Origin of the sequence: Shinella sp. (genome assembly GCF_052438155.1) — a bacterium.
Taxonomy (GTDB): domain Bacteria; phylum Pseudomonadota; class Alphaproteobacteria; order Rhizobiales; family Rhizobiaceae; genus Shinella.
On sequence record NZ_JBQVPI010000002.1, the window covers coordinates 276,521 to 296,632 of the forward strand.

18 protein-coding genes are annotated in these 20,112 nt (G+C 62.5%); 5 read left to right on the forward strand and 13 right to left on the reverse strand.

Annotated features, from left to right (window positions below; genetic code table 11):
• Window positions 1-32: 32 nt before the first annotated feature.
• From ACT6VE_RS05980 to lptF, 4 genes are all read right to left on the reverse strand, one after another.
• Window positions 33-971 (reverse strand): peptidylprolyl isomerase, encoded by a 939-nt coding sequence (locus ACT6VE_RS05980; protein WP_444797693.1) that lies wholly within the window; start codon window positions 969-971, stop codon window positions 33-35.
• Window positions 972-1,107: 136 nt separating this feature from the next.
• Window positions 1,108-3,459 (reverse strand): LPS-assembly protein LptD, encoded by a 2,352-nt coding sequence (locus ACT6VE_RS05985; RefSeq protein WP_444797694.1) that lies wholly within the window; start codon window positions 3,457-3,459, stop codon window positions 1,108-1,110.
• Window positions 3,459-4,538: an LPS export ABC transporter permease LptG gene (gene lptG / locus ACT6VE_RS05990; RefSeq protein ID WP_444797695.1), complete on the reverse strand. Its 1,080-nt coding sequence runs from the start codon at window positions 4,536-4,538 to the stop codon at window positions 3,459-3,461. The genes ACT6VE_RS05985 and lptG overlap by 1 nt, the downstream gene beginning before the upstream one ends.
• Window positions 4,535-5,716, reverse strand: coding sequence for an LPS export ABC transporter permease LptF (gene lptF / locus ACT6VE_RS05995; protein WP_444797696.1), 1,182 nt, complete (start codon window positions 5,714-5,716; stop codon window positions 4,535-4,537). The genes lptG and lptF overlap by 4 nt, the downstream gene beginning before the upstream one ends.
• Window positions 5,717-5,983: 267 nt before the next feature.
• Here lptF and ACT6VE_RS06000 point away from each other — a divergent pair, with 267 nt between their 5' ends.
• On the forward strand, window positions 5,984-7,474 hold the full coding sequence (locus ACT6VE_RS06000; RefSeq protein ID WP_444797697.1) for a leucyl aminopeptidase: 1,491 nt from the start codon (window positions 5,984-5,986) through the stop codon (window positions 7,472-7,474).
• A gap of 7 nt (window positions 7,475-7,481) precedes the next feature.
• Window positions 7,482-7,931 carry a DNA polymerase III subunit chi gene (locus ACT6VE_RS06005; RefSeq protein WP_444797698.1) on the forward strand — a complete coding sequence of 150 codons (450 nt, stop codon included), beginning with the start codon at window positions 7,482-7,484 and terminating at the stop codon, window positions 7,929-7,931.
• Window positions 7,932-7,961: 30 nt separating this feature from the next.
• Here ACT6VE_RS06005 and ACT6VE_RS06010 read toward each other — a convergent pair whose 3' ends face one another.
• The 7 genes from ACT6VE_RS06010 to ACT6VE_RS06040 form a co-directional block, all read right to left on the reverse strand.
• Window positions 7,962-8,888, reverse strand: coding sequence for a Gfo/Idh/MocA family protein (locus tag ACT6VE_RS06010; RefSeq protein ID WP_444797699.1), 927 nt, complete (start codon window positions 8,886-8,888; stop codon window positions 7,962-7,964).
• Between the two features lie 95 nt (window positions 8,889-8,983).
• Window positions 8,984-10,432, reverse strand: a complete 1,449-nt coding sequence (locus ACT6VE_RS06015) for a TRAP transporter large permease (RefSeq protein WP_444797700.1) — start codon at window positions 10,430-10,432, stop codon at window positions 8,984-8,986.
• Window positions 10,429-11,037, reverse strand: coding sequence for a TRAP transporter small permease subunit (locus ACT6VE_RS06020; protein ID WP_444797701.1), 609 nt, complete (start codon window positions 11,035-11,037; stop codon window positions 10,429-10,431). The genes ACT6VE_RS06015 and ACT6VE_RS06020 overlap by 4 nt, the downstream gene beginning before the upstream one ends.
• A gap of 157 nt (window positions 11,038-11,194) precedes the next feature.
• Window positions 11,195-12,304 (reverse strand): TRAP transporter substrate-binding protein, encoded by a 1,110-nt coding sequence (locus ACT6VE_RS06025; RefSeq protein WP_444797702.1) that lies wholly within the window; start codon window positions 12,302-12,304, stop codon window positions 11,195-11,197.
• A 228-nt stretch (window positions 12,305-12,532) separates the two neighbouring features.
• Window positions 12,533-14,419, reverse strand: coding sequence for a ribosomal protection-like ABC-F family protein (gene abc-f / locus ACT6VE_RS06030; RefSeq protein WP_444797703.1), 1,887 nt, complete (start codon window positions 14,417-14,419; stop codon window positions 12,533-12,535).
• A 99-nt stretch (window positions 14,420-14,518) separates the two neighbouring features.
• Window positions 14,519-15,598, reverse strand: coding sequence for a GGDEF domain-containing protein (locus ACT6VE_RS06035; protein ID WP_444797704.1), 1,080 nt, complete (start codon window positions 15,596-15,598; stop codon window positions 14,519-14,521).
• 187 nt (window positions 15,599-15,785) lie between these two features.
• Window positions 15,786-16,070: a hypothetical protein gene (locus ACT6VE_RS06040; RefSeq protein WP_444797705.1), complete on the reverse strand. Its 285-nt coding sequence runs from the start codon at window positions 16,068-16,070 to the stop codon at window positions 15,786-15,788.
• Window positions 16,071-16,466: 396 nt separating this feature from the next.
• Here ACT6VE_RS06040 and ACT6VE_RS06045 point away from each other — a divergent pair, with 396 nt between their 5' ends.
• Entirely contained in the window at window positions 16,467-16,703 is a 237-nt protein-coding gene (locus ACT6VE_RS06045; protein WP_444797706.1) for a hypothetical protein, read from the forward strand.
• 38 nt (window positions 16,704-16,741) lie between these two features.
• Here the strand turns inward: ACT6VE_RS06045 and ACT6VE_RS06050 are convergent, their stop codons facing one another.
• Window positions 16,742-17,254: a DinB family protein gene (locus tag ACT6VE_RS06050; RefSeq protein ID WP_444797707.1), complete on the reverse strand. Its 513-nt coding sequence runs from the start codon at window positions 17,252-17,254 to the stop codon at window positions 16,742-16,744.
• A 131-nt stretch (window positions 17,255-17,385) separates the two neighbouring features.
• Here ACT6VE_RS06050 and ACT6VE_RS06055 point away from each other — a divergent pair, with 131 nt between their 5' ends.
• Both ACT6VE_RS06055 and ndk read left to right on the forward strand, forming a co-directional pair.
• Entirely contained in the window at window positions 17,386-18,075 is a 690-nt protein-coding gene (locus tag ACT6VE_RS06055; RefSeq protein ID WP_444797708.1) for a glutathione S-transferase family protein, read from the forward strand.
• Between the two features lie 106 nt (window positions 18,076-18,181).
• Complete coding sequence (ndk, locus tag ACT6VE_RS06060; RefSeq protein WP_347974492.1) at window positions 18,182-18,604, forward strand: nucleoside-diphosphate kinase; 423 nt, start codon at window positions 18,182-18,184, stop codon at window positions 18,602-18,604.
• Window positions 18,605-18,675: 71 nt separating this feature from the next.
• Here ndk and ACT6VE_RS06065 read toward each other — a convergent pair whose 3' ends face one another.
• Window positions 18,676-20,091 carry a hypothetical protein gene (locus ACT6VE_RS06065; protein WP_444797709.1) on the reverse strand — a complete coding sequence of 472 codons (1,416 nt, stop codon included), beginning with the start codon at window positions 20,089-20,091 and terminating at the stop codon, window positions 18,676-18,678.
• Window positions 20,092-20,112 lie beyond the last annotated feature (21 nt).

Genomic DNA, 20,112 nt, shown 5'->3' on the forward strand with positions numbered 1-20,112 from the left:
CGAGGGGCAGGTGACCGCCCGTCAAATCGGGATCAACGTTCGGTGATGGTCGCTTTCTTGCGCAGTTCGGCGAGGAATTTCTTGCTGTTTGCGTCTTCCTCGCCGCTCTTCTCCTTGCCGATGTCCTCGGCACGGAAGACCGTTTCGGCCGCCACGTCGTCATTGACCTCGCGCTTCTTGCAAATCGCGAGATATTCGACGCCGCGCTCCGTGACACGGGTGCCGGTCGTCATGCCGTCGGTCTTTTCGATGAGCGGCTTCCAGTCGGCGGGCATTTCAGGCGCCAGAACACGGCCGAGGTCGCGGATCGAAACATCCCGCATCGTCGCGGCAAAAACCTTGGCCTGATCGCAGCCGGGGAATTTCGAGCGCGAGGCTTCCGCCTCCTGCTTGCGCTTGCCGAGAATGGCGTTGCGCTTCTTCTCCGGCACGACGAAGATCACCTGCTTCAGGAAGTATTCGGTTGTAACCGGCTTCTTGCCGCCGTTTTCCTGCATGCGCTGCATCAGCGTCTTGCTATCGGCGCCGCGACCATAGCGGGCATTGACCAGGCGCGGCCAGCTCATCTGCACGGCGATGTACTGCTTGAAATGGTCGACGCCGACGCCAGCCTGGTTGAGGATCTTCGCCATCTGGTCGGGCGACATCCTGTTGGACGCCGCAAAACGCGCGAAGGCGGTGTCCACGTCGCTGGTGCTGACGGACGCCTTCGCACGCAGGATTTCGCCGCGCTTGAGCGTGTCCTCGATCATCTGCTCGCGGGCCAGCGCACGTACATTGCCCTTGGCGCGCTGCAACTTCAGAAAGTTGGCACGGCTTTCGACGTCGCCTGAGGTGATCGGCGTGTTGTTGACGACGGCGATGACCGAGCTTGCAGCCTGGGCACTGCCAGCTGGAAGCGTCAGCGTCACGGCAGCGGCCAAGGCCACGCCCATCATCATGGAACGTACCAGAGATTGTCTGCCCATCATGCCAGTCCCTTTCCCAAACCCGTTTCCACAGCCGTCGGTCTGCGTCCGCTCTGCACGCGCACGCTTTCCCGGCAGTGTTTCTCCCGGATGTGCATAATACATGCGGCCAAACGATGACAAGAGTGGAGCGATGCCCTCACTCGAAGCCGGTCAGCGTCGTATCGCCGACATGGATATCGCCCAGCGTGCGGAACATCAGGCGCGCGCCGATCGACCAGTCGTTCGCCGTGCTGCTGGATTTATCGCGTGTCTGCTCGTAGACGATCGAGAAGACGGTGTCGCGGTCGTCATAAGAAAAGCCGATGCCATTGCGCGACAGGCTCTTGCTCTTGAGGTCATAGGTGAGCGAGCCGAATACCGACCAGTAGTCCTTGAATTTGAAGGCTGCCGCACTCTGAAGTTCGCTGGCGTTCTTCGCCAGGCCGTAGTCAGGCTGTGCAGCGATGCGCGTATAGGTGAACTCGGTCTCGAAGCGAGCACCATCGAAGCGTAGCGACGTATCGGAACGGCGCACCGAGAGGTCGTCCTTGTCAAGCCGCGCGCTGGATGCAACCGAAAGGCCGTTCGGCAGGTCGATACCGGCCATGCTGACATAGTCGGACGTGTCGGTCTCGAGGCCGGAATTCGCACCGGCATTGACCAGGTCGTCGGTCGCAAACGAGTTCACGCCGCCGAGATGGAAGGACTGGCCGATGATGCTGCGCAGGCGCACGCCATTGTCGAATGTACCGGTGTAGCGCAGGCCGAGATTGGCGCGCGATCCACCCTCGATACGGTCGAAGCCGGAGAACTTGTCGCGCTCGAACAGATTGGTGGCGTCGAAGACGAAGCTCTGCGAGTCCTCGTTCGGCAATGCGCCGGCAAGATCTTCGTCCGGGCGGACATAGATCTGGGCGATCGGCTCGAAAAGATGCGTGCTGTAATCGGTTGTCGCCAGGATCGGGTAGCGTGCTTCGAGGCCGGCGGTCAGCATGGCGCGGGTCGCGCTGTTGTCGTCTTCGTAATCGCCGGCGTAACCCTTGGGCGCCGTCATATCGAGGCGCAGCATATCTCCACGCGCCGCCAGCATCGGGGTCAGCACGAGGCCACCAGGCACGATAAACTGACGCTTCCATTCCACTTCGCTGCTTAGCCGCGTCGTGCCGCCGGCGAGCCCGCGGAACCGATCGCTGCCAGGCTTGCTATCGGTTTTGCCCACGTTGTAGAAATCTTCGAGATCGCGCTGAACGTTGGTGATGTTGGTCGTAATGCTGAGTTCACCGCCAAGCACCGGCTGCGGCACGATATATTCGTGGTCCAGTGTCTGGGCAATCGCCTGCTTGCGCTCCAGCTTGTCCACTGGGTCGGCGTCCTGCACGTCGAAATAGAAGGCGCGCAGGTCGAAGCTGTTGCGGCGGCCGAGACCGGACAGGTAGAACTGGTTGGCGTGGATGCGATCGTCCAGGCCATCCAGGTCATAGGTGCGCGCGAAGTTGTTGTCGGTCTGCACCATCACATCCCAGCCGAACGCCCAGCGGGGATTGATCTTGAAGTCGCCCTTCGAGGCGACCATGCCGCGGAAGTCTTCGTACCGGTCGCTCGTACCACCCGTGAAAACGCTGGGGTTCCACTGATCGATGCCGGCGGCGCGCAAGGTCACCTGGCCGTTGTGAAAACGCTTGCGGAATTCCCCTTCGAGCAGAAAACCCTGGCGGGTCAGCACGGTAGGGGAGATCGTCGCATCCATGTCCGGCGCGATGGCGAAGTAATAGGGCGTCGTAACGCCGAAGCCGAGCTTCTGCTCATAGCCGAACTGCGGAAACAGGAAGCCGCTCTTCCGCTTGACCGTATGGTCCGGCACTTCCAGCACCGGAATATAGGCGATCGGCCTGCCGAACATCTCGAAGCGGGCACGCTCGAGCCGGATCGTCTTGGTGCGGCCGTTCTGCACGACGCGCTCGGCCTTGATCTGCCAGAGCGAGCGGTGCGTCGGGTTCGTGGCGCAGGGCGTGCAGGCGGTATAGACGGCGTGGTTGAGGATCATCTCCTCGCCGTTGACGCGCTCGCCGCTGGTCGCTGCCAGTTTGGTGAGGTCGGTCGTCTCGATGCGCAGCGCATTGACGAAGCCGTTGGCGAAATCGTCCGACAGGTCCATCTCATCGCCATAGATCCGGTTACCGGTCGGTTCGATGAGTTCGATATTGCCGTGCGCCGTCAACCGGCCGGTGTTCTGATTGTATTCGACCTGGCGGGCGACGAGCTTGTAGCCGCCATAGTTGATCTGCACCGCGCCGCGGGCGATCACCTTTTCCGTGTCGTTATTATAGACGAGTTCATTGGCAGCCAGGATGAGCTTTGCGTCATCCGGGATATTCGGTTCCATCGTCCGGATGTCCGGAGCCTGGGCCTGTGCGGGCAAGGCAGCGGCGGACACGATGGCGCCCATGGCCGCACCTGCAAGCAGGGCGGCTTTCGACCACCAATTCGTTTTGCGGGCGCCTGCCGCCACTAGCCGTCCTCCTGATGCAGAAGAATAGTCGCACCCAACGACATTGCGACGACCACTGGGAGCCAGGCCGCAACAAACGGAGGAACAACACCGCTGCTTCCAAATGCCTTCACAAGCACGGTGACGACATAAAGCATGAAGCCAGACAGGATTCCACCCAGAATCACCGCACGCGATTGATTAAACCGGCTAAATTTCAATGATACACAGGCCGCGATCAGCGTCATCGCAACCAGAAGCAGCGGCAGCGACAGCATGGAGTGGAACTGCGTTTCCATGGCGTTTGTGGGGAAACCGAACGACTTTGCCGCCTCGATCTTCCGTCCAAGGCTCAAAAATGGAATGGATTCAGGCTTTTCGAGACTCTCCTGAACGAATTCACGTTTCAGGTTGGTACGAAGCTGCGCCTCCTTGAGACGAACCGGCAATTCACCGACCCGCGTTTCGTTGACGTTGTTAAGCAGCCAGTAACCATCTTCCAAGGTTGCCGATTCGGCATCCTGGCGCAGCGTGATGCGACCGTCGGTATCGAAGTGGATGATGGTGACGTTCAGAAGCCGCGTGCCGTCGTCGAGCAGCGCCTTGGCGCCGATGATCGCCTGGTCGCCGCCGTAGATCTGGCGGATCCACGGTACGGCGTTTTCCGTGCGCGAGACGGTTGCGCCCCAGCTTGCTTCGACTTCCTGTGCCTTCTTGCTGCCCCAGGCGGCGATCGGGCTGATGATCAGCACCGCCAGGACCCCGAACAGAAAGGCGCCAACCACGAAGGGACGCAGGAACTGCCAGACGGAAATGCCGGCAGCACGCGTGACGACCAGTTCGTAGCGCCGGTTCAGCGAGATCAGCGCCGCCATGCCGGCAAAGAGCGCCACGAAGGGCACGGTCTGCATCAGGATCATCGGAATGCGCAGCGCCGTGACGAGCAGGCCGCTGGTCAGCGTATAGCCCGGCAGCGAGCCGATGCGGTTCGACAATTCGCTGAAATCGATGATGAAGATCAGCGAGAAGATGCCGAGCAGGAACCAGATGGTGGTGACGATGTAGCGGCGGAAGAAGTAGAGGCCGAGGGTCGGGATCATGGCTGGCCGCCTCCGGTGGGTGTCGAGCCCGCCCGCGTGAAGCGCGCCAGCACCCGGTCGCGCAGGTCCGTGAGCCGTTCGCCGAACGTCATCGGGATGTCGAGGCTCTTGTTGCGGCCAAGGAAGCGGATCGCCAACGCCGCTGTGACGATTGGAATGAGATACATGATGGGTATGAAATAGACGGACTCTTCGGCGTTGTTGGATGCGTAGAAGCTCAGCCAGCGCACGAAGAGTGCCGTCAACAGCGCCGTAAGCATGGGATGCACCCGCGCCTCGCGATGCGAGCGGGCATCGGCGCTTACGACGAGCGCGATCAGGCCGAAGACGGCGGGCAGCAGCCATTCCGTGAAGCGGCGGTGCAGCTCGGCGGTAAAGGCGCCCGGATTCTTCTCGAACTGCGGGTCCTTCGGATCCGGATTCAAGAGGTAGAACAGGTCGCGATCCTTGGCGCGGATGTTCGACTTGCCGAGGCTCTGCGTGAGGTCGGTGAGGTCGAAGGCGTAGGAATCGAACTTGATGATCGAGACATCGCCGTCCGGCAGCTTGCGGTGCACCTCGCCGTCCTTCATGACGAGCGCGGAGCTGTTTTCGTCCACCGCCCCTTCGCGGGCATAGTAGACGAGTTCGAAGCGCGGATCGCGCGTATCGGCAACGAAGAGGCCGCGCAGTACGCCGCCGTTGCGACGCTCCGCCACCTGCACATAGAGGCCGTCGGCGACCTTGCGGAAGGTGTTTTCCTGCACGACGGCGGAGAGCATGTCGGCATGCGCCGTGGCGATCATCTTGCGCACGGCGACACGCGAATAGGGTTCGGCGAAGTTGTCGACGGCGAAGGATACGAAGCTCATCGCGATCGCGAGGATCATGACGGGGCGGATGATGGTGACGCGCGAGGCGCCGGCCGAATTCAGCACCGTCAATTCCGAATCGGAATTCATCACGGTCAGCGTCTGCGACACGCCGATAACGAGCGCGAAGGGCAGGATGATCGGGATGACGGAGGGAATGATCAGCGTCGCGAGCTTCAGGAAGGCGAAGATCGACTGGCCGCTGTCCGTAACGAGATTGACGCTGGCCAGCGCCTGCGTGACCCAGACGATACCGAGCAAGGGCACGAGCGTGGCGACGAACATGAGCGACGCCCGCCGCAGGATATAGCGCTCGATCAATTTCATCGTTTCGTCCGCGTTTCCGACAAGCGGCTCCGGTGTCGTGCTAGGGCACCCGTCGGAACAGCCATGGGCATATAAGCTTTCTTCAGCCGGATGCTATAGCCAGGAGTCTCCACTCCGATGGAAAATTTATGGCGAACAAGCATGCTTAACCTTCTGTAAACAAGGTGACGCATCTTGCCAAGCGCCGCAAAAGCGACAAGGAATTGATGCGATTTGCGGGCTCCCAGGCGGGATGACAGGCCCGTCGGCTGACATTCGGAGTAAATCATGGCTTCCAGGTTCGACATCGGTTTCGCAAAGACGGCACGCGCTTCGGGCGGCCTCGCGATTCTTCTGCAAATTACCGGCGGTGAGGCGGCCGGTGTCGGGGAGGTCGATCCGGAAGGTGTTGTCGCGCGCGCCGCGGCGGTTGCGAAATTCACCGGCAAGGCGCTGAAAAGCCTCGACGTGCTGGCGCCGCACGGCGCACCGGTGGATCGTATTCGCATCCTCGGCCTCGGCGAGGCCGACAAGCTCGTTGCGCATGACTGGCTGAAGGCCGGCGGAGCCGCCGCTGCCAAGATCGCAGGCGTTGAAAAGGCGGTGATCTACATCGATGCGCCGGGAGTTACCGTGACGGCGAAAAATGCCGCCGATTTCGCGCTCGGCATGCAACTCGGCGCCTACAGCTTCGATATTTACAAGACGAAAAAGAGCGAGGACGACGAGGCGAAGGCCGGCAAAGCGACCAAGGTGACAATCGTCACTGCCGTTGCCACGGCCGCAAAGAAGGCGAACGACATTTCCGATGCCGTCGCGGAGGGCGTGATTCTCGCCCGCAATCTCGTCAACGAGCCCGCCAACGTGCTCGGTCCGGTCGAGTTCGCCGACAAGGCCAAGGCTCTGGAAAAGCTCGGCGTCGAGGTGGATATCCTCACCGAGCGCGAGATGAAGAAGCTCGGCATGGCGGCGCTGCTCGGCGTTGCGCAGGGTTCCGTGCGTCCGCCGCGCCTCGCGGTCATGCACTGGAAGGGCGGCAAGGAGAAGGACCGCCCGATCGCCTTCATCGGTAAGGGCGTCGTCTTCGATACCGGCGGCATTTCCATCAAGCCGGCGGCTGGCATGGAGGACATGAAGGGCGACATGGGCGGTGCCGCTGCCGTCATCGGTCTGATGCACACGCTCGCCGCCCGCAAGGCGAAGGCTAATGTCGTCGGCATCCTCGGCCTTGTGGAAAACATGCCCGATGGTAATGCGCAGCGCCCCGGCGACATCGTCAAATCGATGTCCGGCCAGACGATCGAGGTCATCAACACGGATGCCGAAGGCCGCCTCGTGCTCTGCGATGCGCTCTGGTATTGCAACGAGACCTTCAAGCCGCAGTTCATGGTCAACCTCGCCACCCTGACCGGTGCGATCACCGTTGCACTTGGCAGCCACCATGCCGGCCTGTTCTCCAACGACGACACGCTTTCCGCGCGCCTCACCGCCGCCGGCCTTGCCACGCACGAACGCCTGTGGCGCATGCCGCTCGGCCGCGAATATGACAAGATGATCGACAGCAAGTTCGCCGACATGAAGAACACCGGCGGCCGCCTGGCCGGCTCGATCACCGCCGCGCAATTCCTGCATCGCTTCGTCAAGGACACGCCCTGGGCCCATCTCGACATCGCCGGCACCGCCATGGGCTCGCCGACCGACGAGATCAACCAGTCCTGGGGCTCCGGCTTCGGCGTGCGCCTGCTCGACGAACTGGTGCGCGCGAACTACGAGGGGTGACCAGCAGGTGAGTGAAGTCCTCTTCTACCACCTGACCGAATCGAAGCTCGAGGATGCGCTGCCGCCGCTCCTCGACAAGAGTCTCGAGCGCGGCTGGCGCGTCGTCGTGCAGGCCGGCGATGCGGAGCGCCGCGATGCGCTCGACACGCATCTGTGGACCTTTCGCGAGGACAGTTTTCTGCCGCACGGCACGGACGAGCAGGCGTTTCCCGCCGAGCAGCCCGTGTTGCTGACGACCACGCCGGACAATGCCAATGCGGCCAATGTCCGCTTCCTGATCGCCGGTGCCGAACCGCCGCCACTCGAAGCCTATGAGCGTGTGATCTTCATGTTCGACGGCTACGACCAGGCTGAGGTAGAGAGGGCGCGCGAGCACTGGAAACGCCTGAAAGGCGAGGGGCATCAGCTGACCTATTGGCAGCAGAACAGCGATGGCCGCTGGGTGAAGAAGGCTTGACCCCCTCAGCGCTCGGCCATCGCTCGCGGTTTAGTCGTAAAATGCTTCGACAAATTTCCGCCGACCAAGCATGAAGGCATCGGCGACGTGGCGCAGCGGCGCGAGGTCGACGTCGGATTTACCGGCCTTCACGATTTCGGCGAAGCGCTTGTAGAGCATAGGATATTCCTGCTCAGGCTCGTCGTGGACAAGCTTGCCGTCGATGGAGAGTTTCGCCCCGCCTTCGGACAACACCATTTCGCCGGCTTCCGTCTGGGCGACGATGTCCCAGCTCTGCTTGCCGGTCTGGCGCCAGTCGAAATCCGCCTTGAGGTCGAGACCCTTGGCATCGCTAAAGGTGATGGCGGCGGCAATCGGCGCGTCGCGGTTTTCCGGGAATTCCAGCGTGGCGGCAGTGATGAAGGCCGGGCGTGGCAGGATGTGGGTGACGATCGACAGCGCGTTGATGCCGGGATCGAACACGCCGAGACCGCCGGCCTGCCAGATCCATTCCTGGTTCGGGTGCCAGTGGCGCACGTCTTCCTTCCAGATCACCTGCATGGCGCGGATCGTCGTACCGGCGAGGAAGGTTTTGGCGGCTTCCACAGCCGGCGCGTAGCGCGAATGCCAGCTTGCGAAGAGCGAGAGCCCCTTCGAATCAGCAAGCGCTTCGAGGTCGGCGACTTCGGAGAGGGTCGCGCCCGGCGGCTTTTCGAGGAAGACATGCTTTCCGGCGGACAGCGCCTTCTCGGCGGCTTCGTAGCGGTATTGCGGCGGCATGCAGAGCGACACGGCGTCGATATCAGGCACCGCAGCGAGCATCTCGTCGATCGACTTGAAATTGTCGATGCCATCCACCGTGCCATGGCGGCTTGCCGCGGCGATCAGCCTGTAGTCGCTGTTCTTTGCGACGGCCGGAAGATGCTGGTCGCGCACGATCTTGCCGACGCCGACGATTGCGAGATTGATCGGGGACATGGCTCCACCCTCATTTGTATGATGATTTCCCTCCTCTAGCACAAACGGCGCCGCTGGCAAGCGGCGCCGTTTGTTTGGAGCGGGGTGAGGGGCGTCTACTGCCCGAACTGCGGTGGCGAATCGAGGCCGAAGCTCGGGGCGCTGTCGAGCCCGCTGCCGCCTTCCGTGCCCGGCACCAGGATCTGGATGCTGTCGAGATCCTGCACCACGTCCTTGTCGAGGAAGTAGGTCACCATTTCCGGGAAGGCGATCAGCAGGCCGACGAGGATGAGCTGCAGGATCAGCCAGGGGATAGCCCCCATATAGATATCCCGGGTCTTCACCGTCTTCGGCGCGATGCCCCTCAGGTAGAAGAGCGCAAAGCCGAAGGGCGGGTGCATGAAGCTCGTCTGCATGTTGGCGCAGATCATCACGCCGAGCCAGATCAGGTCGATGCCGAGCGCCTGCGCGGCGGGCGCGATGAGCGGCACGATGATGAAGGCGATCTCGAAGAAATCGAGGAAGAAGGCGATGACGAAGATGAAGATGTTGACGAAGATCAGGAAGCCGACGACGCCGCCCGGCAGCGAGGTCAGCATTTCCTCGATCCAGTGGCTGCCGCCGACACCCTGGAAGACCAGGGAGAAGACACGCGCGCCGAGCAGGATGAAGACCACCATGGCGGTGAGCCGCATCGTCATGTCCATGCCCTGGTAGATGAGCTTCCAGGAGAGGCGGCCGTTCATCCAGGCGAGCAGGATGGCGCCCACCACGCCCATGGCGCCCGCTTCCGTCGGCGTGGCAAGGCCCATGAAGATGGTGCCGAGCACGATGAAGATCAGCGCCAGCGACGGCACCATGCCGCGAATGCACTTCCAGTACAGCGGCCAGCCGCGCAGCGTGCGAGCTTCCGGCGGAAGGGCCGGAACATAGTGCGGCCGGAAGATGCTGAGGATGAACACCCAGCCCATGAACAGCAGCACCTGCACGATGCTGGCGCCGGTCGCCCCGATATACATGTCGCCGGGTGATTTTTGGAGCTGGTCGGCCAGCACGATCAGCACCAGCGAAGGCGGGATGAGCTGGGTGATGGTGCCTGACGCCGCGATGACACCGGTGGCATGGCGGATGTTGTAGCCGTAGCGCGTCATGACGGGCAACGAAATGAGGCCCATGGCGATGACCGAGGCGGCGACGGTGCCGGTGATCGCGCCGAGCACGGCGCCGACGAGGATGACGGCATAGGAAAGACCGCCGCGCACGCCGCCGAAGAGCTGGCCGAAGCCGTCGAGCAGGTCTTCCGCCAGTCCGCACCGTTCCAGGATCACGCCCATGAAGGTGAAGAAGGGGATGGCCAGCAGCAGGTCGTTGGAAAGCACCGAGAACAGCTGGTAGGTGAGGTTGCCGAGGAAATCCGGTGCGATCACCCCGAGTTCGATCGCGACGAAGCCGAAGAACAGGCCGACCGCCGCGAGCGAGAAGGCCGCCGGATACCCGATGACCATGAAGAAGATCAGGCCCACGAACATCATGGGCGCCATGTAGTGGATGATGAACTGGATCATTGCAGCGGCTTCTCGTAGGCGAATTCGCGGACGTAGCCGTGGGTGAACACGAGAACGCATTTGATGATTTCAGCGAGGCCTTGCAGGCCGACGAGGCCGAAGCCGAGCGGGATCATCAGCTTGGCCGGCCAGCGCGGCAGGCCGCCGGCATTGTTGGACCCCTCGTTGGTGACCCACGAATCGACGAACCACGGCCAGGTGAAATAGATCATCAGCACGCATATCGGCAGCAGGAAGAAGATGCCGCCAAGCAGGTCGATCCAGGTGCGCGTGCGCTCGCTGACCGAGCCGTAGATCAGGTCGACACGCACATGCTCGTTGACTTTCAGCGTCCAGGCGCCGCCCAGCATGACCATACCGGCGAACATGTACCATTGCGCTTCGGAGAGCGTGTTGGAGTTGTTGCGGTAGAGGTTGAGCATGAACTCGAAAATGCCGACGCCGCCGACATTGCGCTCCATCCAGAGGATGCCGTCGGTGGAGTAGCGGAAGATCGCATTGAAGGCTGCGGTCAGCGACGAAAGCAACACGAGCCAGACCGCGATGATCGAAACCCGCCGGCTCAGTTCGTCGATGACGCCGGTGATACGTAAAGCGAGAGCCAAGTTCCCCTCCCTCCGTTTTCAATGAACGGATTGACCGGTGCCGGAGCCTACAGCGCTGCGCGTCTTTGATGCGCGGCAGTCACTGCAGAATGATGCATTATTGCTCCGGATGAAACGAAGACGGCGGGATCATGGATCCCGCCGTCTGAATGCCAGCTCAGCCGAGCTTGCCGGCGCGCTGTAGCTGCATCATGAAGGTGTCGTTGGTGTACTCCGCCACCTGCTGCCACAGGAAGGTTTCCTTGCGGAAGGCCTTGATGGAATCCCAGATCTTCTTGAAGTTGGCGTTGCTGTCTTCCATCTCCGCATAGGTCTTTTCGGACTGGTCGAAGCAGGCGGTCAGGATTTCCGGGCTGAACGGGCGCAGTTGCGCACCGGCGGCGACGAGTTTCTTGATCGCCGTCGGGTTCAGGTAGTCGTACTTCTGGAGCATATTGGCGTCGGTGGCCTGCGCCGCCGTGCGCATCAGCGACTGGTAGTGCTTCGGCAGTTCGTCGTACTTCGCCTTGTTGAACATCAGGTGCACGGTCGGGCCGCCTTCCCAGAAGCCCGGATAGTAGTAGTAGGGCGCGACCTTCTGGAAGCCGAGCTTCTCGTCGTCATAGGGGCCGACCCATTCGGCGGCGTCGATCGTGCCCTTTTCCAGCGCCTGGTAGATTTCGCCGCCGGCGATCTGCTGCGGGATGACGCCGAGCTTGGCGACGATTGCGCCGGCAAAGCCTCCGATGCGCATCTTGAGGCCCTTGAGGTCCTCGACGGTCTTGATTTCCTTGCGGAACCAGCCGCCCATCTGCACGCCGGTATTGCCGCCGGGCAGGGCATAGATGTTCTGCGTGGCGAAGAATTCGTTGCAGAGGTCGATGCCGCCGCCATGGTAGTGCCAGGCGTTCATGCCGCGCGCATTGAGCGCGAAGGGAACGGCGGCCGCGAGCGCCCAGGTGGGGTCCTTGCCCCAGTAATAGTAGGCGACGGTGTGGCAGGCCTCGACCGTGCCGGCGGAGACGGCGTCGGCGGCCTGAAGGCCGGGCACCAGTTCACCGGCCGCAAAGGGCTGGATCTCGAAATTGCCGTCGGTCGCTTCGGAAAGGTATTTCGCGAAGGTCACCGCGCCGCCATAGATCGTGTCGAGCCCCTTGGGGAACGACGAGGTCAGGCGCCAGGTGATCTTCGGATTGGTCTGCGCAATTGCAGGGGCTGCAAGCATGGTCGCGGCTGCACCGCCCACGCCGGCAACACCGGCCTTCTTGATGAATGAACGACGATCCATAGATTTCCTCCCAATGGCGAGCAGGGCTCCTCTTCCCTGCTCTCGTGTCATCACGCGGGAGCTAATCATGTCGGGTTGGGGGTTTCAAGCCAAGCAGGGGAAGAACGGGTAAAGGCGCTCCTACGACTTTCGTCTTAGGGCGCGCTTCCCGCTATCTGCCTGTTTTTTGTGCGTTTCTCGCGCCGCTACTGTGCTCTTGCCGGCAGCAGGGCCGGCCGGCCGGGTTTGTTACCCAGTCATCGCTTCTTCGTACTCGGCCGAAAGCTCCAACCACTGTTCCTCGGCGTCGTTCAGCTTGTCGACGGCCAGCGAACGCAGCTTGGCCTTTTCCGTAGCCTTCGCCGGGGTCTTCTCGTAGAGCACCGGGTCCGCAAGCTCCGCATCAAGAAGCTGAATCTGCTTGTGCAGTTTCGCCGTCAACGATTCGATTTCGTTGATCTTTTTCTTGAGCGGCGCGAACTGGGCGCGCCGGTCCGCATTGGCCTTGCGCTGGTCCGCCTTGTTGGTCGTATCGCTGCCGTTCGTCCCCTTTTCCTTGTCGTCCTTTTTGCCGGACTGGACGATGAGGCTGCGATACTCCTCCATGTCGCCGTCGAAGGTCTTCACCGTGCCGTTGTTGACCAGCCAGAGCCGGTCGACGGTCGCCTCGATGAGGTGGCGGTCATGCGAAATCAGGATGACGGCGCCTTCGTAGTCGTTCAACGCCTCGATCAGCGCGCGGCGGCTGTCGATGTCGAGATGGTTGGTCGGTTCGTCGAGGATCAGGAGGTTCGGCGCGTCGAAGGCGGCAAGGCCCATCAGCAGGCGGGCCTTCTCGCCGCCGGAAAGATCCTTGGCGGGCGTGGACATCTTTTCCGTGGCAAGGCCCATCTGCGCCACGCGGGCGCGCACCTTGGCTTCCGGCGCCTCCGGCATCAGCCGGCGGACATGTTCGACGGGCGACTGCTCGGGTATGAGGTCATCGAGCTGGTGCTGCGCGAAGAAGCCGATCTTCAGGCTTGGTGCACGCTTCACGGTGCCGGATTCCGCCTCCAGCCGCCCGGAGATGAATTTTGCGAAGGTAGACTTGCCGTTGCCGTTCGAACCGAGCAGCGCGATGCGGTCGTCATTGTCGATGCGCAGGTTGATCTGCTTGAGGATCGGTTGTCCCGGCGTATAGCCGACAGCACCGCCTTCGATGGCGATGATCGGCGAAGCGGGCTGCTTTTCCGGCTCCGGAAAGGTGATCGGCTGCACATGCGTCTCGATGACGGCGGCGACCGTGCCCATGCGCTCCAGCGCCTTGACGCGGCTCTGCGCCTGCTTGGCCTTGGTGGCCTTCGCCTTGAAGCGGTCGATGAAGCTTTGCAGGTGTTTGCGCGCGGCGTCGTTTTTCGCCTTCGCCTTCATTTGCAGCTCGTCGTTCTCGGCCTTCTGCCGCTCGAACTGGTCGTAGGAGCCGCGATAGAAGGTCAGCTTCTGCTGGTCGAGATGAACGATGGCGTTGACAGCGGTGTTGAGCAGATCGCGGTCATGGCTGATGATGATGACGGTGTGCGGATAGCGCCGCACATAGTCTTCCAGCCACAGCGTGCCTTCGAGGTCGAGATAGTTGGTCGGCTCGTCGAGCAGGAGCAGGTCCGGCTCGGAAAACAGCACGGCCGCCAGCGCCACGCGCATGCGCCAGCCGCCCGAAAAGCTCTTGGCCGCCCGCTGCTGCGCCTCATGGTCGAAACCGAGGCCGGCAAGGATGCTTGCGGCCCGCGATTCGGCTGAATGCGCACCGATATCGGTGAGCCGTGTCTGGATTTCGGCGATGCGATGCGGGTCGGTCGCGGTTTCCGCTTCTTTCAGCAGAGCGGCGCGCTCCTTGTCGGCGGCCAGCACGATCTCGATCAGCGAATCGTCCGTGCCCGGCGCTTCCTGCGCCACCTGGCCGATGCGCGCATTCTTCGGCAGCGAGATGCTGCCGGCCTCGGAGGCAAGCTGGCCGGTAATGATGCGAAACAGCGTGGACTTGCCGGTGCCGTTGCGCCCGACGAGACCCACTTTCACGCCGCTCGGCAGCGAAAGGGATGCGTTATCGATGAGGAGACGCCCGGCAATGCGGGCGGTGAGGCCGGAAATCGTGATCATGCCGGGTCTATAGAGCAATTTCTGCAAAAGTGCGAAGCGGTTTTGTGCCCGCAATCGCGTCAAAAAAGCAGGGGTCGCGCGGTGGCCGAAGACAAGCCTTCAGGCGGCGGAATTGCGATAGCCGCGACCAGCCCGGTCTGCCACCTCTGCGGAATAGATGCGCAGCGCAATGTCCGTCTCCGCGGCATAGGCGAGCGCCTGGTCGGCCTGATCGTAGAACATCATCGGTGAGTTGGCCGAATCGCTCATGGAAATGCCGGCCGTCAGCGTCAGGAAGCCAGCAGGCAACTCGCGGTTCATGAAGGGAAACGGCTTTTCCGCAACGCTGCCCGCGATGCGCCGTGCGATGGTGACCGCAATCTCGCGGCTGACATCGGAAAGCAAAAGACAGAACAGGTCCGGCCCGGTGCGGGCGACGAAATCGTCCTTCTTGACCGAACGGCGGAAAATGGCGGCAAGCCGCTTCAACGTCTTTTCGGCGGCACCCGCCGGGTGCGTCTCGGCGAATTCCCGCAATTGCTCGACGCGGAACAGGAGGAGAGCAGACGTGCCGTCGGCGGCTTCCGTCTGGAAAAACACCTTCAGCCGCCCGAGCAGCGCGGCGTGGTTGGCAAGGCCTGTCACCGGATCGTGCGTCAACGCCTCGCGGCTGACGGCAAGGCCGGAACGCAGGCCGTCGAGATGGGCATGCAGGTCTTCGATCCGCGTCGCGGCGGAGCGGTCGGCGCCCAGAATATCGCGCAGGATGGACAGGAGGCGGACCGTGTCGCTGGCGAAATCCGAAATGCCAAGCACGGGGTCCTTGCCCATGCGCGCGGCGATCTCTTCCAGTTCCTGCATGGCGGCCGCTCGCTGCCGGCGGCTCGACTCGGTGGTTTCCGCGACTTCGGAGAGCACCCGCACGGCCTCGCCCGCGGCCTGGCCGGCGGCGAGCACATTGTGGCTCGGCAGCGAATGGCGCAGCGCAATCGAATCGAGCGCAGCCTGCTCCGGCGCCTTGCCGAGTGCTGCGATCTCGCGGGCGACGCCGGCATTGCCGCTCAGCGCCTCGAACAGCAGTTCATAATTCCGCGGCAACCCGGCAATGCCGAGATTGGCCATCACATGCGCAATGCGCGCCGTGATCGGCGGAACGGTCGCCTGGGGATCTTTCGGGACGGAGGTGGGCTTGCTGCTCATGAAACGCCGTTACATGGGGCGCAGCGGTAGGCGCGTGCGCTCGGGTTGTGTCAATCGGCGTAACTATCGGATTGCGCGGTTAATTTTGCGTGTGCTGAAAGAAGATTGAGCCGGAGTGGACAATGCGCAAAGCCGCCTGTCGCTCCGGCGTGCGGGCGGCGCGCATCGCTGCCGCCGCCAGGGTTGGTCAGGCCGTCCGACGGGCGAGCGGGATGACCCGCATCATCTGCCCGATCACCGTTGCGCGTGCCGGCTCCTTGGCGCGCGGCGCGCGGTTCTGCTGAAGCTCGCGCATGGCCGCCGCATAACCCTCGGCGCGCGCCTCCGTCAGCGCCACCTCGAAGGTCTTTTCGATCACCGGATAGCATTCCTCCGGCAGGTAGGCATTCGGGGCATCGGTGCCGTAGACCCGCGCCATCTTGCTAAGCGTGCTACCGAGCAGGGCTGCCCACTCTTCGGTCGTTCTTGCCATTGTTTTTCCTCTCTCAGGATGAGGCAGCGCCGTCCGGCGTCAGCCCCAATGGCAGCGACTATCCCATCATCGATCGCCCGTGCCTGTCACTTGGGTAACAGGACGAAGCGGCCCCCAAGATCGATGCCGAGCGCTTCCATATCATGCGACTGTATCACTACTGTTGCAGGAACCGAAGATACCACTCGCCCTAAAATTTAGGGGTGTTTTGCTCCCGGTTGCGCACGAAAAATCGTGTTCGCGCGGTGCCGGAGCGGCCACGATCACGGCTTTTTCAACGTTTGGAAGTCGATGTTCTGGCTTTGTTTGCCGCTGGAGCGAGAGATTGCGGTATTTGGCCTATCTACAAGGCCCACATTGGAGTAGCACGACGGAAACATCATTGGAGAGCTACCCATGACCGCCGACGAGAAGAACCAGATCATCGTCAATGCTTTCCACAATCCGCGCTACGGAATTTCCCCGACAGCCACGCGCGGTGCCGTCGAAAGCCATTCCAAGAAGCACGGCCTTGCCGGCCAGGAATACAAGGACGCCTTGGCCGCCGCCATGGAAGCCGGGCTCATTGCCCAGATGGCCGACTCGGCCCTGTCCATCCGCAATGCCGGTCGCGCTCTACTGCCGAGACGCTAGTCGTCAGGCACGGCAGCACGCGACCCTTTCGGCTGCCCTTATTTCATGAACACCGTGCCCTCGGTGCGGACGAAATAAATCAAGTCTAATGTGATGCTTGGTCCGCCAACCGCCGTCAGCATGCCGTGGCACTGGCCACGGTGATGGGTCTGGTGGTTGAAGACATGCGCGAGCGCCGGGCCGAGCGGGTGGGTGACGATCGTCGGGTTGGTGAGCGGGCTATAGGTGAAATCGGCCGCGATCCTTTCCTCCGTCAGCGAATCGGCGAAGGCCGACAGCCGCGCATCCTGCGCCTGCCGCGCTGCCCGCAGGCCCGCGAAATCCTCGTGCAGGATGGTGTCGAGGCTGGTGGGCGCATCGCCTTCCCCGGTAAAACGCTTCATCCAGATACGGTCTGCGGTCAGCAGATGGTTCAGCGTGCAGTGCAGCGAGCCGAAGAACGCGCCGAGATTCTGGCGGTAGGCAATATCGTCGAGCTTGCCGACTTCCTCGTAGAGGATGCGGTTGGCCCAGGCATTGTAGGCGGCAAGCATGCGGTAATGGTCGCGCATTGGGGTCTCCCTGATCGCTGGACTATAGCGCAAGCCCGCATTGGCGGCGTGAATGCCACCCATGAAATTATCTGATTTGCACAGTCGGTCGCGCTGCCTTTCAATAGACGAAAGCAAATGACGAGGCTCCGATGACCCGACTGCTCTATGCGCTTTCCGGCGCCGACAGAACCCGCCAGTTTTCACCGCATGTCTGGAAGACGGTGATGGCGCTCGCGCACAAGGGCCTCGACTACGAGACCGTGCCGGTCTGCTTCACCGAGATCCCGGCCATCGAGGGCGGCGGCACGGCGACGGTGCCGCTGCTGCGCGACGGCGAGCGTCTGGTGCATGACAGTTTCGCCATCGCGCTCTATCTCGATGAGGCCTATCCCGACCGGCCGTCGCTGTTTGGCGGCGAGGGCGGCAAGGCAATGGCCCGTTTCATCGAAAACTGGTCGCAATCGACCCTGCACATGGCCATCACCCGCATCGCCATCCTCGACATCCACAACCTGCTCGATCCGACGGACCAGGCCTACTTCCGCCGCAGCCGGGAGGCGCGCCTCGGCGCCTCGCTGGAGGACATCGCCGCTGCCGGCAAGGTGGAGATCGCGGATTTTGCCAAAAAACTCCAGCCATTGCGCAACATGCTGAAGATCCAGCCCTTCATCGGCGGCGAAAGCCCGCTTTTCCCGGACTACATCGTCTTCGGCGCGCTGCAATGGTTGCGCACCACGGCCGGAACGAATATGCTGGAAGAGGATGACCCGGTGGCCGGCTGGTTTCGTCGCTGCCTCGATCTGTACGGCGGCGTGGGCTATCGTGTGACGGCTGCGTGAAACTTTACCCCTGACATTGCCAATCACCGCGCCCCCCTTGTTTTGCCGGGCGTTGGCGGCTATGGAACCGCCACTTTCACCGGAAAAAACCAAGGGAATTGTGAAAATGGCGATTGAACGCACCTTTTCGATGATCAAGCCGGACGCGACGAAGCGCAACCTGACCGGCGCGGTCACCAAGATGCTCGAAGATGCAGGCCTCCGCGTCGTTGCTTCCAAGCGCGTCTGGATGAGCACGCGCGAAGCCGAAGGTTTCTACGCCGTTCACAAGGAACGCCCGTTCTTCGGCGAACTGGTTGAAGGCATGACCTCCGGCCCGACGATCGTCCAGGTTCTCGAAGGCGAGAACGCGATCCTCAAGAACCGCGAAATCATGGGCGCCACCAACCCGGCCAACGCCGACGAAGGCACGATCCGCAAGACGCATGCGCTGTCGATCGGCGAGAACTCGGTTCACGGTTCCGACGCTCCGGAAACCGCTGCCCAGGAAATCAAGTACTGGTTCTCCGACACCGAAATCGTCGGCTGAATCGGATTGTCCGGCCACGGCCGGAACGCATTGAAATGATTCCGGAACCGGGGCCGCAAGGCTCCGGTTTTTCATTGTGCGGGATCGAACTTGAAGATCGGCTGGCCGGACAGCAACATCGCCTCTGCCTGATGATGCAGGACGCTCGCGCAGGTTCGATCGAGCCGCGTCGCAAGATCCGTCGCCAGCGCCAGCCTGATCTCCACCGGCTCCGTGGCGAGAACGAAATCGGCAAGTCGCGCAGGATCGCCGGCTGCAAACAGCAGTTCGGCGACGACGGGCGCCTTGCCGGCGTCTTTTGCAAAAGCTGTCAGCGGCGCCGTTTTCAAGGCCACGGCCAGTTCCAGCCAGAGCGGCCATTCCGTTCGGAATTTCGTGCTCAGCTCTGCCGGCATGTCCGGTGGGGTGTCGGCTTCTGCCTTTAAAAAGGGCGTGAAGGCCTCGATCGCAATCAGCCGGTCGATCATGTCGCGCACCGAAACATCACCGGCCGGACGCTGGGAACGCACGCCATAAAAGGGGATGCTCGCGAGCCCCTCATTAAGCGCATCGGTGTTTTCCGAGGCTGCCCGGAGTGCGCGGTATGCTGTCAGCCAGGCCGCATCGAGCGTGTCGTCCGGCTTGATGCGCCCGGTATCGATGTCCGCGATAAGAGCCTGTGCCGCTTTCACCGTGGCGGCGACATCGCCGGACTGGTTGAGATGGGTCATGAGGAAATCGCGTTCCGGTTCCCGGGCTGCGGCGATCGATACGATATGGATGTTTCGCCGCATGGCCTCGGATGCGGCATCCAGCACCGGAACGCGCGGCAAGGCCATGTTGCCTACCAGGGCAGGCGCCCAACTCCATACCTGCGTCAGATCCCGCAGTTTCGCTGGTTGCGCGAAGCCGGCCACGAAGGTGGACCAGGCGGTGCGGTCGCGCTGCATCGCAACGAGCCCGGCCTGGAGGAAGAACAGGCCATGGCGACCCGCCGCTGCGGCAAGGGCGGCCTTCTGTTCATCCGGCCAGTCCACGATCGCCGGCACGATCGGCTGGCTGATGCGGATTTGCCTCTCGGGCGGCAGGGCGGCGATCATGGCAAGCAGTTTCTCCCCGTCGCCATGCTGGAGGATTGTGCGCAGGGTGGAGATCTGCGCACCGAGTTGGGCGGGGTCGCCGGCATCCTTCGAAACCGCATCGAAACCGCCCCGCACGGCGTCGATTGCGCCGGCGAGATCGGCCGCCTCGCGCACACCGGCATCGCTGAGGCCATGGGCGAGTGTGGCTGCGGCGTCCATGGCAAGGCCGCCATAGCGGATCTTGAGGTAGGCTGCCTCGGCGCCCACGCCTCGTGCTTTCAGCCGCGAGAGTTTTTGCCGATCGGCGAGCACCGTGTCCGCAAGCGTCAGGATCGCGGCCCTTGCCGGGCAGGCGGGCGGTTCTTCGGCCCGGACACCCAGTGGCAGCAAAGCGAGACCGATCGCCAGAGCAGGCAGCAACCTCATGCGCGTATCCTCCCGGTCGGA

Bases quoted from the DNA above. Each gene is read 5' to 3' on its own strand.
- ACT6VE_RS05980 (WP_444797693.1), bottom strand. From the start codon at position 971: ATGATGGGCAGACAATCTCTGGTACGTTCCATGATGATGGGCGTGGCC.
- lptG (WP_444797695.1), bottom strand. From the start codon at position 4,538: ATGATCCCGACCCTCGGCCTCTACTTCTTCCGCCGCTACATCGTCACC.
- lptF (WP_444797696.1), bottom strand. From the start codon at position 5,716: ATGAAATTGATCGAGCGCTATATCCTGCGGCGGGCGTCGCTCATGTTC.
- ACT6VE_RS06000 (WP_444797697.1), top strand. From the start codon at position 5,984: ATGGCTTCCAGGTTCGACATCGGTTTCGCAAAGACGGCACGCGCTTCG.
- ACT6VE_RS06010 (WP_444797699.1), bottom strand. From the start codon at position 8,888: ATGTCCCCGATCAATCTCGCAATCGTCGGCGTCGGCAAGATCGTGCGC.
- ACT6VE_RS06015 (WP_444797700.1), bottom strand. From the start codon at position 10,432: ATGATCCAGTTCATCATCCACTACATGGCGCCCATGATGTTCGTGGGC.
- ACT6VE_RS06025 (WP_444797702.1), bottom strand. From the start codon at position 12,304: ATGGATCGTCGTTCATTCATCAAGAAGGCCGGTGTTGCCGGCGTGGGC.
- abc-f (WP_444797703.1), bottom strand. From the start codon at position 14,419: ATGATCACGATTTCCGGCCTCACCGCCCGCATTGCCGGGCGTCTCCTC.
- ACT6VE_RS06035 (WP_444797704.1), bottom strand. From the start codon at position 15,598: ATGAGCAGCAAGCCCACCTCCGTCCCGAAAGATCCCCAGGCGACCGTT.
- ACT6VE_RS06040 (WP_444797705.1), bottom strand. From the start codon at position 16,070: ATGGCAAGAACGACCGAAGAGTGGGCAGCCCTGCTCGGTAGCACGCTT.
- ACT6VE_RS06045 (WP_444797706.1), top strand. From the start codon at position 16,467: ATGACCGCCGACGAGAAGAACCAGATCATCGTCAATGCTTTCCACAAT.
- ACT6VE_RS06050 (WP_444797707.1), bottom strand. From the start codon at position 17,254: ATGCGCGACCATTACCGCATGCTTGCCGCCTACAATGCCTGGGCCAAC.
- ACT6VE_RS06055 (WP_444797708.1), top strand. From the start codon at position 17,386: ATGACCCGACTGCTCTATGCGCTTTCCGGCGCCGACAGAACCCGCCAG.
- ndk (WP_347974492.1), top strand. From the start codon at position 18,182: ATGGCGATTGAACGCACCTTTTCGATGATCAAGCCGGACGCGACGAAG.
- ACT6VE_RS06065 (WP_444797709.1), bottom strand. From the start codon at position 20,091: ATGAGGTTGCTGCCTGCTCTGGCGATCGGTCTCGCTTTGCTGCCACTG.